The organism is Sphingopyxis sp. (assembly GCF_019459305.1).
Classification (GTDB): Bacteria; Pseudomonadota; Alphaproteobacteria; order Sphingomonadales; family Sphingomonadaceae; genus Sphingopyxis.
The window spans coordinates 1-13607 of the sequence record NZ_JAIBES010000087.1 but is presented as its reverse complement, the minus strand read 5'-3'; the positions used below and the strand labels follow the sequence as shown (position 1 = coordinate 13607).

The 13607-nt window shown below is 61.0% G+C and carries 24 protein-coding genes; 17 read left to right on the top strand and 7 right to left on the bottom strand.

The window, feature by feature from the left end:
* The first annotated feature begins 31 nt into the window (after nt 1-31).
* The 13 genes from K0M74_RS10415 to K0M74_RS10355 all read left to right on the top strand — a co-directional run bounded on the left by K0M74_RS10415 (nt 32) and on the right by K0M74_RS10355 (nt 6994).
* Nucleotides 32-829, top strand: a complete 798-nt coding sequence (locus tag K0M74_RS10415; protein ID WP_293971552.1) for a hypothetical protein — start codon at nt 32-34, stop codon at nt 827-829.
* A gap of 75 nt (nt 830-904) precedes the next feature.
* On the top strand, nt 905-1096 hold the full coding sequence (locus K0M74_RS10410; protein WP_293971549.1) for a helix-turn-helix domain-containing protein: 192 nt from the start codon (nt 905-907) through the stop codon (nt 1094-1096).
* A complete protein-coding gene (locus K0M74_RS10405; RefSeq protein ID WP_293971546.1) occupies nt 1093-1329 on the top strand; it encodes a hypothetical protein in 237 nt (78 codons plus the stop codon). The genes K0M74_RS10410 and K0M74_RS10405 overlap by 4 nt, the downstream gene beginning before the upstream one ends.
* Nucleotides 1329-2927, top strand: coding sequence for an AAA family ATPase (locus tag K0M74_RS10400; RefSeq protein ID WP_293971544.1), 1599 nt, complete (start codon nt 1329-1331; stop codon nt 2925-2927). The genes K0M74_RS10405 and K0M74_RS10400 overlap by 1 nt, the downstream gene beginning before the upstream one ends.
* A 127-nt stretch (nt 2928-3054) precedes the next feature.
* Nucleotides 3055-3252, top strand: a complete 198-nt coding sequence (locus K0M74_RS10395; RefSeq protein ID WP_293971542.1) for a hypothetical protein — start codon at nt 3055-3057, stop codon at nt 3250-3252.
* The gene (locus tag K0M74_RS10390; protein WP_293971540.1) at nt 3249-3479 is read left to right on the top strand and encodes a hypothetical protein; all 231 of its coding nucleotides are present in this window, start codon (nt 3249-3251) and stop codon (nt 3477-3479) included. Before K0M74_RS10395 ends, K0M74_RS10390 begins: the two co-directional genes overlap by 4 nt.
* A 118-nt stretch (nt 3480-3597) precedes the next feature.
* Nucleotides 3598-4197, top strand: a complete 600-nt coding sequence (locus K0M74_RS10385) for a hypothetical protein (RefSeq protein ID WP_293971538.1) — start codon at nt 3598-3600, stop codon at nt 4195-4197.
* 114 nt (nt 4198-4311) lie between these two features.
* Nucleotides 4312-4488: a helix-turn-helix domain-containing protein gene (locus K0M74_RS10380; RefSeq protein WP_293971536.1), complete on the top strand. Its 177-nt coding sequence runs from the start codon at nt 4312-4314 to the stop codon at nt 4486-4488.
* A gap of 4 nt (nt 4489-4492) precedes the next feature.
* Nucleotides 4493-4747 carry a hypothetical protein gene (locus tag K0M74_RS10375; RefSeq protein WP_293971534.1) on the top strand — a complete coding sequence of 85 codons (255 nt, stop codon included), beginning with the start codon at nt 4493-4495 and terminating at the stop codon, nt 4745-4747.
* Nucleotides 4744-4989, top strand: a complete 246-nt coding sequence (locus tag K0M74_RS10370; RefSeq protein WP_293971532.1) for a hypothetical protein — start codon at nt 4744-4746, stop codon at nt 4987-4989. The genes K0M74_RS10375 and K0M74_RS10370 overlap by 4 nt, the downstream gene beginning before the upstream one ends.
* On the top strand, nt 4986-5630 hold the full coding sequence (locus K0M74_RS10365) for a hypothetical protein (protein ID WP_293971530.1): 645 nt from the start codon (nt 4986-4988) through the stop codon (nt 5628-5630). Before K0M74_RS10370 ends, K0M74_RS10365 begins: the two co-directional genes overlap by 4 nt.
* Before the next feature lie 255 nt (nt 5631-5885).
* A complete protein-coding gene (locus K0M74_RS10360; RefSeq protein ID WP_293971528.1) occupies nt 5886-6332 on the top strand; it encodes a hypothetical protein in 447 nt (148 codons plus the stop codon).
* Complete coding sequence (locus K0M74_RS10355) at nt 6329-6994, top strand: hypothetical protein (RefSeq protein ID WP_293971525.1); 666 nt, start codon at nt 6329-6331, stop codon at nt 6992-6994. Before K0M74_RS10360 ends, K0M74_RS10355 begins: the two co-directional genes overlap by 4 nt.
* A 233-nt stretch (nt 6995-7227) precedes the next feature.
* Here the strand turns inward: K0M74_RS10355 and K0M74_RS10350 are convergent, their stop codons facing one another.
* A complete protein-coding gene (locus K0M74_RS10350) occupies nt 7228-8112 on the bottom strand; it encodes a hypothetical protein (RefSeq protein ID WP_293971523.1) in 885 nt (294 codons plus the stop codon).
* Between the two features lie 113 nt (nt 8113-8225).
* On the bottom strand, nt 8226-8492 hold the full coding sequence (locus K0M74_RS10345) for a hypothetical protein (protein ID WP_293971521.1): 267 nt from the start codon (nt 8490-8492) through the stop codon (nt 8226-8228).
* Between K0M74_RS10345 and K0M74_RS10340 the strand changes: the two genes are divergently transcribed.
* From K0M74_RS10340 to K0M74_RS10330, 3 genes are all read left to right on the top strand, one after another.
* The gene (locus K0M74_RS10340; protein ID WP_293971519.1) at nt 8482-9036 is read left to right on the top strand and encodes an HNH endonuclease; all 555 of its coding nucleotides are present in this window, start codon (nt 8482-8484) and stop codon (nt 9034-9036) included. The genes K0M74_RS10345 and K0M74_RS10340 overlap by 11 nt on opposite strands.
* 65 nt (nt 9037-9101) lie before the next feature.
* Entirely contained in the window at nt 9102-9233 is a 132-nt protein-coding gene (locus tag K0M74_RS10335; protein ID WP_293971517.1) for a hypothetical protein, read from the top strand.
* A gap of 293 nt (nt 9234-9526) precedes the next feature.
* The gene (locus tag K0M74_RS10330) at nt 9527-10168 is read left to right on the top strand and encodes a PEPxxWA-CTERM sorting domain-containing protein (protein ID WP_293971515.1); all 642 of its coding nucleotides are present in this window, start codon (nt 9527-9529) and stop codon (nt 10166-10168) included.
* On the opposite strand, the gene K0M74_RS10325 is transcribed toward K0M74_RS10330, so the two are convergent.
* From K0M74_RS10325 to K0M74_RS10310, 4 genes are all read right to left on the bottom strand, one after another.
* The gene (locus K0M74_RS10325; RefSeq protein ID WP_293971513.1) at nt 10165-10302 is read right to left on the bottom strand and encodes a hypothetical protein; all 138 of its coding nucleotides are present in this window, start codon (nt 10300-10302) and stop codon (nt 10165-10167) included. The genes K0M74_RS10330 and K0M74_RS10325 overlap by 4 nt on opposite strands.
* 34 nt (nt 10303-10336) lie before the next feature.
* Complete coding sequence (locus tag K0M74_RS10320; RefSeq protein ID WP_293971511.1) at nt 10337-10630, bottom strand: hypothetical protein; 294 nt, start codon at nt 10628-10630, stop codon at nt 10337-10339.
* Between the two features lie 432 nt (nt 10631-11062).
* Nucleotides 11063-11344 carry a hypothetical protein gene (locus tag K0M74_RS10315; protein ID WP_293971509.1) on the bottom strand — a complete coding sequence of 94 codons (282 nt, stop codon included), beginning with the start codon at nt 11342-11344 and terminating at the stop codon, nt 11063-11065.
* A gap of 62 nt (nt 11345-11406) precedes the next feature.
* Entirely contained in the window at nt 11407-11985 is a 579-nt protein-coding gene (locus K0M74_RS10310; RefSeq protein WP_293971507.1) for a hypothetical protein, read from the bottom strand.
* A gap of 569 nt (nt 11986-12554) precedes the next feature.
* Here K0M74_RS10310 and K0M74_RS10305 point away from each other — a divergent pair.
* Nucleotides 12555-12824 carry a hypothetical protein gene (locus K0M74_RS10305; protein WP_293971505.1) on the top strand — a complete coding sequence of 90 codons (270 nt, stop codon included), beginning with the start codon at nt 12555-12557 and terminating at the stop codon, nt 12822-12824.
* A 149-nt stretch (nt 12825-12973) separates the two neighbouring features.
* On the opposite strand, the gene K0M74_RS10300 is transcribed toward K0M74_RS10305, so the two are convergent.
* The coding region (locus K0M74_RS10300; protein ID WP_293971503.1) for a hypothetical protein at nt 12974-13607 on the bottom strand (634 nt) is incomplete at its 5' end.

Sequence of the window (13607 nt, the reverse complement as noted above, 5' to 3'; positions counted from 1 at the left end):
TTACCGGGAGCCGCTTGGGAGGCGGGGCGCGATGGATAGCGATGTATCAGCAGCGAACGAAGAGGAAAATTATGATTGGTTTCGGGAGGGCCACTCGCTCGGCTCCAAACTGGCCTTCCCAGTACTTGAGGCGTGGCGCATCTTAGAAGAGGGTGACGAAACCGGCCCACAGTTCGATCTCAGGTTAGACGAGCACCGCCGCATTTTTTCCGATCTCATCTCGCGTGTTGACCCGGATGCTGTTGCCGAAGATCCGGAGGCGCCCCCCGGCATGATATCGGTTGAACTCTCATTTCTCGCTGTCTGCAATTCGCTCCTTAAGCTTGCGATGGCGTGGGCTGAGGCAAATGAAGCGGTAGGCTTCCACCCCGATAGGGAAGCTGCACGTCTAATCCTTCTACGGGGGTGGTCCGACCACGTACGGGACGGCCGGGACAACCCGGAGCAATTTGAGGCTGACGTTGGCCGCCTCTCCCGCATCGTCTGGGCCTACAAACATCGGCTAATCGCCGCATCAGTGCTCGGCGAGCACTTGCACGATCCCGAAAACCCGCCACCCGATCAACCCGGGATGAAGTCGGCATTTGCAATTGCTGCCGCGTTGTCGCGCAGCACACGAAGTCATAGCGGCGATGTTGGAGCAGCGGCGATGGAAAAATGGCTCAAACGATTTCGACACGTGAGAGCAGGATCAGTTTCCCGAATCGATAGATTATGGCTGCGGCTAAATGAAACGACGGTGCAGCTGGAATTCGTTGACGACCCAATCAAAACGGCGCTCGATCAACTTCCCAAAACCCGCGGAAGACCTAGGGGAAGCGCGAACTGAAAGCGGTGTCCTTTTTAATTCCCTGATTGGCATCATAATTGTTCGGCCTCGTTCAACAGCGCACGGGGTGAGCCAATGGCAACCGATAACGAACTGCTCCAAAAACTAACCTACACGATCAGCGAATTCTGTCAGATCTCGGGTCTCGGTCGCACGACCGTTTATATGCATATCAATGCTGGGCGGCTGAAAACCCGAATGGTCGGGGGCCGACGCCTCATCCCCGCCGATAGCGGGCGTCAGTTCCTCTTGGGCGATGCCGCATGATGCCCGCCCTCGAATTACCCGCACCGCGGGGCGGAAACTGGATCGGCGTTATGATCGAGCGCCATGACGTCGCCGGCGCCGACATGGTCGCGGTTACGATCCGCGGCCGCGCTGGGCAGAAACACGAGCGGCGCTGGTTCACCGATGGCAGTATTGCCCTCGCATGGGGCCTGAGCCAGGCCGACAGTCGGCACCTGCCACTTTTCGATCTTCGCGACGCCGAACCAGAGTAATGGCCGCCTTCACGCTCGGCCGCGAGGAGCCGAAGCCGCCAGCAAATATTGAAGCCGAAGCTGCGCTGATCGGCGCAATTCTCTGTGAAAACTCTATCGCGGCCAAGTTGCCGCCCCAGCTTCGAGCAGAGCATTTTTTCGAGCCACTGCACGGTCGCATCTTCACACATGCGCTGAACCAAATCGATCGCGGCGGGGTTGCATCGCCCGTGTCGCTTAAGCCGCTTTTCGCAGATGACGAGGCAATGGAGGCCGTCGGCGGTGTCGGCTATCTCGCCCAGCTTACGGCGAGTAGCGCGGGCATTATCGGCGCTCGCGATTTCGCTGACCAGATTATCGACTTCGCGGCGAGGCGCGAGCTCATCAGCTGGCACGCCGAACAAGGCAATGCGCTGCGGGATTATGGTCGACCCATCGAAGATATTTCGCCGCCCGAAACTGTCTCGCGGTCTTCGATTTCCGCGACCCCCTACAATTGGCGCGAGCCGACAGAACTGCCTCCACGGCAATGGCTGCTAGGACGCTGGCTGCTGCGCGGTACAGTCGCGTGCGTCATCGCGCCGGGCGGAGTCGGCAAAACGACCTTCCTGACCTCCGCGGCGCTATCGTTGGTCACTGGGCGCCAGTTGCTTGGCAAGCCGGTTTGGGGCGGCCAGAAGCGCGTCTGGATCTGGAACCTTGAAGACGACGGCGACGAGCTCGCGCGCGCAATCCAGGCCGCAGCAAAGCATCATGGAATTGCTCCCGCTGATCTGACCGGGCTTTACGTTGATAGCGGATTGGAAGGCCGCACGTTGTGCACCGCCACAATACGGGACGGACAGTTCCACCTATTCGAGCCGGTTTTTCGGCAGTTGGCCCGTGAACTAAAGCGACGCGAGATCGATGCGCTCTTCCTTGATCCGTTCGTTTCATCCCACGAGGTCGACGAAAATGACAATGCGCGCGTGGACCGGATCGCCAAAGCGTGGGCGCGCGTCGCTCGTGACGCCAACTGCTCGATCGTGCTGGTGCATCACGCCAGCAAGAACGGCTCGAGCGAAGTTACGGCGCAATCGTCGCGCGGTGCGTCCGCCCTTGTGAACGCCGCCCGCTCGGCGCTCGTCGTGAACCGAATGGACGAGACCGAAGCCCAGCGGCTCGGCATCATGGCCGACGATCGCCGTCGCTATATTCGGGTTCAGGACGACAAGGCGAACAGGGCGCCGGCCGAGGCAGCAGACTGGTTTCGGCTGGTCAGTGTCGATCTGGAAAATGGCGAGCCCGGCGATAGCGTCGGAGTAGTCGAGCCCTGGTCGCTGCCCGATCCGTTCGATGACGTTTCGGTCGACGATCTGCGCAACGTGCAGGAGCGACTGGCGGGCGGCGAGTGGCGCGAAAACCATCAGGCGAGCGAATGGGTCGGCAATCTCGTGGCCGAAGTGCTCGAAGTCGATATTTCAGCAAGCCCCGGCAAGGCCAAGGTTCGGGCCATCGTTGACCAATGGATCCGCTCCGGCGCGCTCAGGATTGAGGAACGGAGAGACAGCAAGCGCAAGCCTCGAAAATACGTCGTCGTTGGAGAGCATACGCCCCACTGCTCCACCGTAAACAAATAGGTGGAGCGCGGTGGCGCAGTGGTGCGCGCTACACCTGCTCCACCACCCCCCTCCCCTAAAGGGGGAGGGGGTGGAGGTGGAGCGGAGCAGTGCACCAGTTGGCAGTGGAGCAGAAAGGACTGAACCGATGGAAGCTGATCAAAAGTTCGAACCCGCGGCTTGGCTCGCCACTTGGGAAAAAGCTGGCGGCGCATGGTCGGGCAAAACCCTGATCCTGCCAACACCGAATCCGCATGTCCTCAAGCGCATGGTCCGCGACCTTGGCAGCGACGAGATTATCGCGCTGGCTGCGCATATGGGCGTCGACGCGGAGGTCGACGCATGACCGACGACCGAAAGTCGCCGCTTGCCGCCGTAGGCTCGACCGCATTTAAGGATCGCCAACGCGCGTCAGCCATGCGGCGAGCGAATGCGATCGTTGACTGGTTGCTCGCGCATCCGAAGGTCTCACGGCCGTTCGTTTCGGCAGAGTTCCGGCGCGCCTTTCCGGACGTCACCCGCGCCGACGTGAAGCTCGCGCTCGCCGAAGTTGAGCGCATAGCCAGTGCATAGAGTTTCGATCGACCGTGCCGACTGGCATAGTCGGGCAGGGGCTAGGCCGGCCAGCCGAACACGCTTCTCCCGAGCGCTGCCCCCGCCACCATCATGGGAGCCCATCCGGGAGACGGGCATGGACGACATTTCAATTTTCGACCTACAGCAGACCTTGGCGTCAGCGCTGGGCATAGCGGGTGCGCGGCGACAGATCGTCAACGCGCTGCACCGCGGCGAGATTCGCGCCAAGTGCAAATCGTTTGTCGGATTGAATGCGCGCGACTTCACGGTCGGCGATTATCCAGAATCTGCGGAGAATTTCACGCTACCGCCTGCGTTCTGGTCTCGCTCAGGATGGATCGAGGACGGCGAGCAAATGGGTAATCAGCCCGACGATCGCAATGCCTGGTCGACAAACACGAGTTGGGCCCGCGGGGAGTTCGCGCTGTCGGGGAGTCGGCGGCGCGGTACCGTGCCGTTTGTGCGGCGTGCGGTCGGCGTCAGCATCCATCGAAGCGAAACTCGCGGCTTCCTTCGGCGGTTTGGGGTCGCGATGCCTGGTAGCGAGGAAGAAATGACCGCATGGGCGGTTAGCTGGATTCGGGAGCGAAACAGCCGTCGCGAGCGTCACGGGGAACGAGCAATGACGCCCGAGTTCCTCGACCAGTTTCCCAGCGCCAATCGCAAGAGAATCCGCGCAGTTCATACCGAGGCAAAGCGCATTTTAGGCATTTGACCGTGCGCCGAACTCTGCGCCAAGAGTGCGCCGGAGTGCGCCAAAAGCAGGGTTCGCGGCGCAGTTTATCCCGCAGATAATCGCAGTCGTCCGCAGCAATCCGCAGGTGACGACATGGCAATCTCCAACATCCAACCGCTCGGTTATAGCATCGACGAAGCGAGCCAGCTCGTCGGTGTCGGCCGAACTACGATTTACGCTCTGGCCAAGGAAAACCGTCTTGAAATCGTGAAGCTGCGCGGACGATCGATCGTCACCGCGAAATCGCTTCGCAAGTTGGTCGGGGCCTGACCAGATGCTCGCCACGCTCAGCCCCGAGAGCATCCAGCGCTCGATCGATATCGCGGACTGGACAGAAGCCAACCTGCGCCACCGGCCATTTTGGCTGCACCCGGAATACCTGGCGCGCTTCGCCGCCTCGACCGATGCCGAGCTCCGCGCCGCAGCCCGCATTATCGAAGATCGCAATGTCGAGCGAGAGCGGGAAATCGCCGCACTGGAATTCCTCAACGCAGGGCTTCGCATCCTTCGATTGGGCGCCACGACGTGATCGACGGCGGCACCGACATCCCGGTCGCGATCGCCAACTGGATCGAGGCCGACCAGCACGACCGTCCATTTTTCCGCGACCCCGACTTTGTCAGCGCCTTCGGTCGACCGGGGCCCGCGCACCTTCGTGCCGCCGTCGACGAATTGAAGCGGCGCGCTGAAGCCAAAGCCCGATCTGCGGGATTGCCTATCGCTTGGCAGGCCAACTTACCGAACCCAGAAATCGAAAGGACGACCCCATGAAAAATTTCGCGCACGTGGCGAAGAGCATTACCGAAATCGACCTCAGCGTTGAAAATGCGCGGGTTGATACGCTCCAGCGCGAGATCGCCGACATCGACACCGCGATCGAGGCCGCCGATCAGCAATCCTTGGCCATCGAGCGCCAGCTGTCCAATGCCGAAGCCAGCACCGGCCGTGCGATGGCCGACGCTCTGCTCGCGCATAGGCGCCCAGCAGATGCCGGGCCCAGCGAACATGAATTGCGCGCCGAGCGGGACAAGCTCGAAGCAGGCATCGCAGAGTTGAACCGGCGCCGGGCCGAGCTGGCGAGCGCAATTGAGCAAGTGCGCGGCCAAGCCTTGGCACGGGCAAAGTCCGCGATGTCGTCGGTGATATCGGCCCTTATGTCCGACGCTGAGGCCGCGGCCGAGATCATCGTTCAATCTTACGCCTCGATCGCATCGTTCCAAGATGCCCTGAACTTGAGCGACAGCGAGAGACGCGTGCTGCGGCGAGTGCTGCCGGCGTTGATCGGTCACGACAAGCTGATCGCCAATCGCCTCACCGCCGACGTGCCGCAGTCCGTTTCTGAACTTTTCGCCGCGCTCGAGGGCAAGGGGGCGGCGCTTCCGCTTCAGCTACGGCGCTCGGTAAAAATCTAAAATAGAAGGGAATTCAATATGGGAATGCACGCTCACGTAGCATGGCTCCGGCAACAAGGTATGCTTGAATCAGTCATGGACGCACCCTTGCGCCAATCGGGGCTTACGACTCGATTAGCGCCACACCGTCTTGCCAAAACTGCGGCCTCACCTCCCGCGGCTAAGGCGGCAGCGCCAAAATCTGTTGCGGCCACCCCTCCCAAACCCAGCGCGCCGACGCGTGCCGCGCCCGTCTCGTCAAAACCGCAGGTGCAGGTGCCTGCCGACGTTGCAGCGAAAGGGCCTGTCTACGCGCAAACCTACCGCGAGACCTGGTCAAAGATCCAGGGTCAGTTGACGCGTATGATGTCTCACGATGCTGTAAAAGGTCGCTACGGCTCAGCCATGCTCCTCTGCACCGAGGGTCTGACCGACGCGGAACTGCTGCAGCGGCTAGCGAACGCCCCCACCGATCGCCAGCGCGCGGCCGATGCGGTTTGGGATCGAGCATACGCCAGGATCGCCAAGGATCGAGGCATCAACGCGACCTCCGCAAAAATTCTCGTCGCCCAGCAGGGAATTACGCCCCCGACCGCCACGGCCCAGAAAATTCTGGCCAACCAGCGGGCGTTCGGCGGGGGCAAGCGATCCGCTGCCGACGAGCGAGCCGACTCCGTGTGGGATCGAGCATGGGCCAATAAAGGAAAGGGTGCCGCGCGATGAACGACGCAACCATCGAAGCTACTACCAACGCATTCGCGGCCCTGGACCTGTCGGCAGAGAATGTACGTATCGCCCAGATCGAAGCCAACATCGACCAGTTACTGACGGCCGAGAAGGCTGCCCGAGAACGGTGCACGGCGATCGTCCGCGAAATTGCCGATTTCCGCGGCCCGAGTGGCGCGGCGGTAGCTGACGCACTGCTAGCCAACCATGCGCCGAGCGATGCCGCGGTGCTCGGCCCCGATTTGGATAGTCTCGAAAAAGAGAACGCCGCACTGCTTGCCGGCGCGCATTCCCTTGGTCGGCGCGCGCAAGCTGCGCGCTCTGAGTTGGTCGAGGTGAAGCGGGGAGCGAAAAAGAAGCTGCAGCCGATCGTGCAACCTCTGGTTGATGAGCTCACCGAAGAAGCAACTGCGATGGCCGAACGCCTTCTCGAAATCTTCGCCTCGCTGTCGGCTATTTCCGGCACGACCGACAATGGCTGGCGCGAAGCAAGGGCCGTCGGCTTAATGGTGAAAGGCGCCGTCGACGATTTCGGCCTCTTGCTCCGCCTCCGCGGGTCAGTCGAAGCGCCGGTGGAGATCGTTACGGCGCTGAGGGCCCTGGATGGCAAGGGCGCCGCGCTGCCTATCAGCATCCGAACGCACTTTTCCACTCAATGAGATCGGGTCCGAGCGGGTGTCCTTTTCCCGCTCGGTTTCGGGGTGATCGGGCCGTTTGGGTTTCCGGCCCGGTCCGGCGGCCGACTAAGTCTTCGTCGTCCTGGTCGGCCGCCGTTTCACCAAATTAAAGACCTCCGCGGACCACCTGACATGGGCGGCAATTCGACGCGGACACACTGGCCGGCCTCGACATGGTTCGGGGCCGGTCCTTTTCATCCGTGGCGGGTAATCTGCTAGGTCATGACCTTACGCTTCAGTGTGACCGATCTTGCGTCCCGAATTTGTGGTCCATCCTCTGAAAACAGCTGCCCAACGTGAAGATTCAGCACCGTGCAGTGAGGAACGCCATCGCGCGGATTCTGATAAACTACCCCGACCAAGATGCTGGGTAGGGAGCCATCCGCAAGAAGTCCGTTTGGCGAAATATGCGTCGTCTGCACGTAAAATTTGGCGCAGTCCATTTGCGATTCTTCACCTGGGGCAAGAGCAGAGCTGGTCTCAGAGAGCAAAGCCATTGCTTCGTCAGTAAAGCGCTGCAAGCCCACGGGACCGGGCTCGATCTGCGAGATCATTGCATGATCCACTATTCCGATAGCCGGCGACTGCCCGGTGTTTGTCACGATTATTTTGTAACTGAAGAAAAATTGCCCGCTCGGTTCGCGCACGACGGGGCCCAGCGCGCGGTACTTGACCGAAAGCCAGGGCCGTTGCGACTGCTCGGCAATCTCATTCTGCCGTTCCATCGCCATCGTGGCTTTCCCGGTATCCTCGACCGCCACTCTGGTCAGCTTTACCTGTCGCCATATCAAAAGCGTACCCAGGCTGGTTACGACAAAGGTTGCCATCGCGGCGACAAACATCCACATCGCCCAAAATGCCATATCCTCTTGGGCGGCTAGATCTCGAAACGCATATGGATCCGGCTGCTCAATATGGGCCTGATCGACCGTTGCGGGGCTGTCTGTTTTATCGGATGGCTGACGCCCCAACGGTGCGGTCGCCGCTTCACTAGCGCTGCCTTGCACATCAGTCGCGGCGCCTGACTTACGAAGATCGCTGGCGCCGGACTGCTCGCCCTTCAAAACCGCGATTTCTTTGCCCCGATTGATTGCAGACATTGCAGAGAAAACACCGCCCAAATTTTGCCCCGCGAAGCTTGTTCCCGATAATCTGATCAGAGTCCACAGCCGCCACATTTATCCCGGCACCGACCCGCTCGAACCAGGCCGCGTTACATCGCATTCTGCTGGTTGCTCGGGCTGCGGGGCAAACAAACGGGCACTTCAAACTCTGCCGAACGCCGAAAACCGGGCCTGATGCGAATTTCGCGGTTCCACAGCGCATAGGGTTTCCAAATCCCCCAAGTAGGACCCGCAAAAAAACCCACGGTTTTCCGCCGTTTTTCGTTGATGTTCGCTGCCTGTTCGCCCATCATGACTTCATCGACATGGGCGCCAGATCGCCCGCCCGCTGATGAGGTGGCCACGATGACCTGCACCGACCTATTGACCCCTCAAGCCCTCCGCGCCCTGCTGACCTATGATCCTACCACCGGTGCCCTCTCGTGGCGCCACAGGAACGCCGAGACGCTGGCAGAGCATGGCCTAGCGGTCCCTGACGACGTTGAGCGATGGAACGCGCGTCACGCAGGCGCTGACGTGGCGCTCAGCGATGATGGCCATGGCTATCCGATGCTGATGCTGTTCAGCCGCCCCTACCGCGCGCACCGTGTCGCCTGGGCATTGCACCATGGCGCTTGGCCGATCGGCAATGTCAGGTTGCGCAATAGCGATCGCACCGACGGTCGGCTCGCCAACATGCGTGTGCCCCCACGGCCTCGTCCAAGGGGGCTACCGCGGGTGGACAATCAGTCGGGCGTAGCGGGCGTACACTGGCGCAGAACCAAGGGCGTGTGGCGCGCGCGCATCGGGGTTGCTGGTGAGCGCGTCGAGCTCGGCGAGTTCGCCCGCTTCCGTGACGCTGTCCTTGCGAGGCGCGAAGCTGAGGCGCGGTATGGGCGGGCAGAGGCAGGAGAACTGTAACAAAGCTCGTCGCCTTCACAGATCGAGAGGGTGGCCCGGTATACGTCAACGTCGAGCTTATCCGAGTGATTGACGGCGATACCGACAACGACGGGCCGCTCACCGATCTGGCGTTTGACGAAACCCACACGGTCAGCGTGAGAGGCAAGGTGATCGACACCTTGGCGGCAATCAACGCTGCTCTGCGTGAAAGGTGATGGGCATCAGCGCCACCACGGCGGCGAGACTGTACTGAACTGCTAAACAATCTCGCGATATTGCGAGGCCCTGCTGCATAATAAGAACTGGCAGATTGGTGCCGATCTTTGTTCATAAGCATCGCCGATATGGCGTCGAACTGTAAGTCAGTCGGCGTCATTCTAGCGAGCTGCTGGCGCCAGCTGGGCGTTCAACACCGGTATGCCCCTTCGGTGGGAGCGAGTGGTTAAGCGAGTTGAACAAAAATTATCAGACTGATACCGCTCGCCCCGTTGTTTTGGGGGAATGAAAAATGGGTGCGTTGATCAAATCGATTGGGCTTTTTGCTCTGGCGTGCCTCGCTATGTCCACTGCCCCTAGGGAAGCCGTAGCTGCAACGACGATCTACGATGTGCGGGTTGCCGACAATAACGGATTCACCCAGATTCGCGGCAGCGTGTCCGTGTCGTCGGAAATACAGATCGACGTCTTGGGCGGCACCAATGCGAATATTTCGCCGGCACCTTTCATAGAATTGTTCGGACTGTCGCAGCTGGGTGAAATACACCGCGCGGCATTCTGGCTGCCCTGGGCCATGCCAGTCCCCCACTACGCGGGGGGCGCGGCGGCAGGGACACGGCTCTACGGCGCAATGTCCGGGATCGACACGCCGCTTTTGTTTGCAGACTTCGCCGCCGGCGACCCAGCGTCGATTTTTTCCAATTTCCCCGCGGGGGGTGGGCTAGTCATTGCGTACTCCAGCATGGGCCAGGAAGACGCGTTCACTTACGGAAATATCTACCCGACAATGACGTTATTGCGGGCGCCGATCCTAAGCATTTCATCCGCGGTGCCGGAGCCGGGAACGTGGGCGATGATGCTGGTCGGCTTTGGCGTAATAGGCGCGGCTATGCGCAACCGTCGGCGAGCAAAGCGGAGCGTCGGCCTCGCCTAGGGCGAGCCCACCACATGGTCGGCCGTCATATCGGCAGTCAGGCCGAATAGCCTGGCCGCCCCCGCTGTCGCTGCTGCTTCGGTCGCGAATGCCTCATCGATCGCGAATTCCTCGCCATCCTCGATTTGGACCACGAACCAATCCCCATCGGGATCAGGCCCGCGAACTTCATATTTTGGCATTGTCATCCCTATCATATTCGCCCTCGCCGCTGGTCGCCTTCGACGGATGCGCGCCATATCGCATCGGCGTCAAGTGCGATGGCACGATGGCAAGATACGGACTTTTCGTCCCGCACTTCTGACATCTGAACCGTCCGCGCCACCAGGTGAAGCTGTCATTGGCCGCGCTCATCTCAAGCAGTTTGTCGAGGCCGATCGTCGTCACCCGCTCACATCCGCGGCAGGTAAGCTTGGCGGTTACGACATTCCGCAGCCAGCCGGAAACGCGATCGAGTTCCATTGGCCAACGCTAACGATGTTCTCATCTTGTTCGCAACGATTCGGTGAAGGTCGCCCCGTCGCCTGGGTTGAAAAGCGACGGGGCTGCGAGACAAATCACCGGATGCTGGAATAGGTTGCGGCCCTGGCCACTGTTTTTGATTGCTCTAAGTTAATGCCTAAAGGCGCAGCGCCATGTCACGGAGCTAGCTCACGTCATCGTCGCGCAGATAATACATGAGAACGAGCGTCACGCACATCAGCAAAAAGCCAATAGCCGCAAGGCCAACCGTTACCACCAACCCCGTTCGTCCTTCCCCGATATGCGCGCGGGAGCGTACGACACGCCGCCGATTATTTAGCGGCGAACAGCGAACCTAAGGCAAGGGCCAACTTCGTTCAATACGGCCAAATTGGTGTCAATCTGGCCGTATTGGGGTATGCGCGGCGGCAGCTACCCTTGCGGGGTTTCAGTACCTTTCCCGCCTTCGATAACCCCAATGACCGGCTTTCGGGTTCCCGGGTCGAAGTTGTCGGCGGCAAGTCCAAGAACGGCCGCATACTCCTGCCATGTCTGGCTTTCCGGATCGTTCAGCTTGCCTTCGTCCGCAACGCGGCGAGCGGCAGCGGTCAGTTCCGCGGGCTTGAGGGATCCTGACCGGATCAGCGCCAACGTCAGATGATAGATCGCGCTCTGCACGGCAGGATGATCGGCGGGCGGTGAGTTGTCATTCATGCCGGCTGGATATCACGTCACGATGAGCTTTGACGATCCCCAAGGCGGGGCTTTGGTGGGTGCTAAGCCATGCCCCATTTGCGCTCGATGCGGTCAAGTTCGCTGGCTAACAGCGACATGAAGTAGGGACGCATGTCCGGTTTAATTATCGTCTCTTTCCGGCGCAACTGGGCAAAAAACGCAGCGGTGAAGTGGCCGCGCAGTGCTTGATATTCGGGCAAATCTTCCATGGCAGACAACTGAGCAATCGGACTGTGATTGAACCAGCCGGCAATCAGTGCCCGGCACGCGTCAATATTATGCCGCCGGCGATCGTAGATTGCTTTCTTCACGGTGTCGGCACCAGCGCCGGAGGTTTCTCTCCCGAAGATCCAAGGAATTGTCGCCAAGCCCAAGCTGAAGCCGATCGCGCCATGCAAAAGCCATTCCGGGATGTTTGATGGAATGATCAGTGGCGCCAAGAGCCCCAGTAGCGCGAGTCCAACGCCGCTCAGACTGGTGACGACAGTTTCCCTTTTCCCCATTTGATCAGCGATGCCGAGTTTTTGAGAGGTTGTGGAGTCAAAATGTGCATCGATCGTTCCCCACGCACCGCCCGCGCACGCCACGCTCACCGTCGGCGCCTCAACTGCCGCTTCCACTCGATGATTTGCGGCATTGGCAATTGCCGCGTGTGAGCGACGTTCACCAATTGCCTGTCACCAAAATGACGGGATTGCGGCTATGCCCAGACACGTCGCCGCGCCGATGACGACGACGGCGAACGCGCGGTTAGGATGCCCGTGCGTTACGAACTCTTTGACAATTTCTGAGATGGCATTCCACATGACGGACTCCTCCAAATAATTTGGAGGTTTCGGGCCGATGCCTGCTCCTGCGGAATAGCACGCTTCTTCCGGCACTCAAAACTGCTGGATGTAAACGGAGCGGTGGAACGTCGGGCTGCTATTCGGTTGCGCAAAAAGGGGCGGCAAGATTCCCCTGCCGCCCTTTCTTGAGACGCCCCGCTCAACTATGGGCAAAGCGTTGCGAAATGGTGACTAGCTCGACCTGTAGCGCGTCGGCTCGATCCCTCGCGACGCTGGTACGATGACGAAAGAATGGTCCTCACCGTCCAGCGTCGGTGCGAGTCGCGTCCGGTTGCTCGCCTCTTCTGTCAATCGGCAACCGGTCTGGCGTTCACGCGTTTGCGATGCATGGAAGACAAGATATGACCGCCGAATATGATGCTGCGAAGACCGCGCCTGTCGAACGTGTTGCCCGCGTCCTGGCCGGGCATGCCCTGAGCCGCAACGCCGAAGGCGACATGGAGTCGGCAGGACCCGCGGTCGACGGGCTGTGGCCCGACTATGCTCCGGCGGCGCTTGCCGTGCTGCGCACCCTGCGCGAACCTAGTGGCCGCATGATCGCGGTGGGCGACGCCGACATCTGGGATCGGATGATCACTGCGGCGATCGAGGACGAAAGCCTCTCGGACTGAGCCGTCTCTAGATCCGTCGCCGGAGCTGCCGCTTCTATTCGTCGACCCGTGCGGCGGGTCACGATTTGGGCGAGCCATAATTGGCAAGCGCCAGACAACTGACCGGCCCTTGCTCCTGATTGCGAAGGCCGGGCCCTTCCCGGATGCACCTACCTGCTGCCCAACTGCTGATCGATCAGCCCCGGCAACGAAGCCTGCGCATCCCGCATGATCGCGTTTACATCGACCCGCGCCGCGCGCGAGGTGCGCCGGATGCCGACAAAAGCGACGATCGTCTCGGCGGCAACCTGGCCTTTCCGCAGTCCGCCGTTCTTGCGCAGTGACTTGGCCGACCGCGATTTGCCCGACGCGCTCAAACTTGCGCCCTGCACCACCAGCAACGCGCGGCCGCTGGGGGTCAGCACGAACACGAGCGGCCCGATCTTGGTTGCCAGGCCGAGGCGGTTATAGGTTTCCGGCGTGACGCTGCGCCTGCCGACCCGCGCCGGAATGTCGTCGCTCGCAATCCACAGCCACCTGCCCTTGCGCGGCGATATCTCGGCGCCCGCGGTGTAGGCCTCGATCGCGCCGACGGTGCGCTCGGACTTGCTGCGGACGTGCACCCAGCCCGACGCTGACCAGCCGCCGCCCTGTGCGCGTACGGCGCCGCGCTTGCCCAAGTCGCCACCGTTCCCGATGGCGTTGCCGAGCCTGCCCAGCCCAGCGCTGCGCATGCCGCCCTGAACCTTTGCCTTTGCTCGCCCAGCCGCGATTTGGGTTGCATTTAGAGATGCCGTCTTCAGC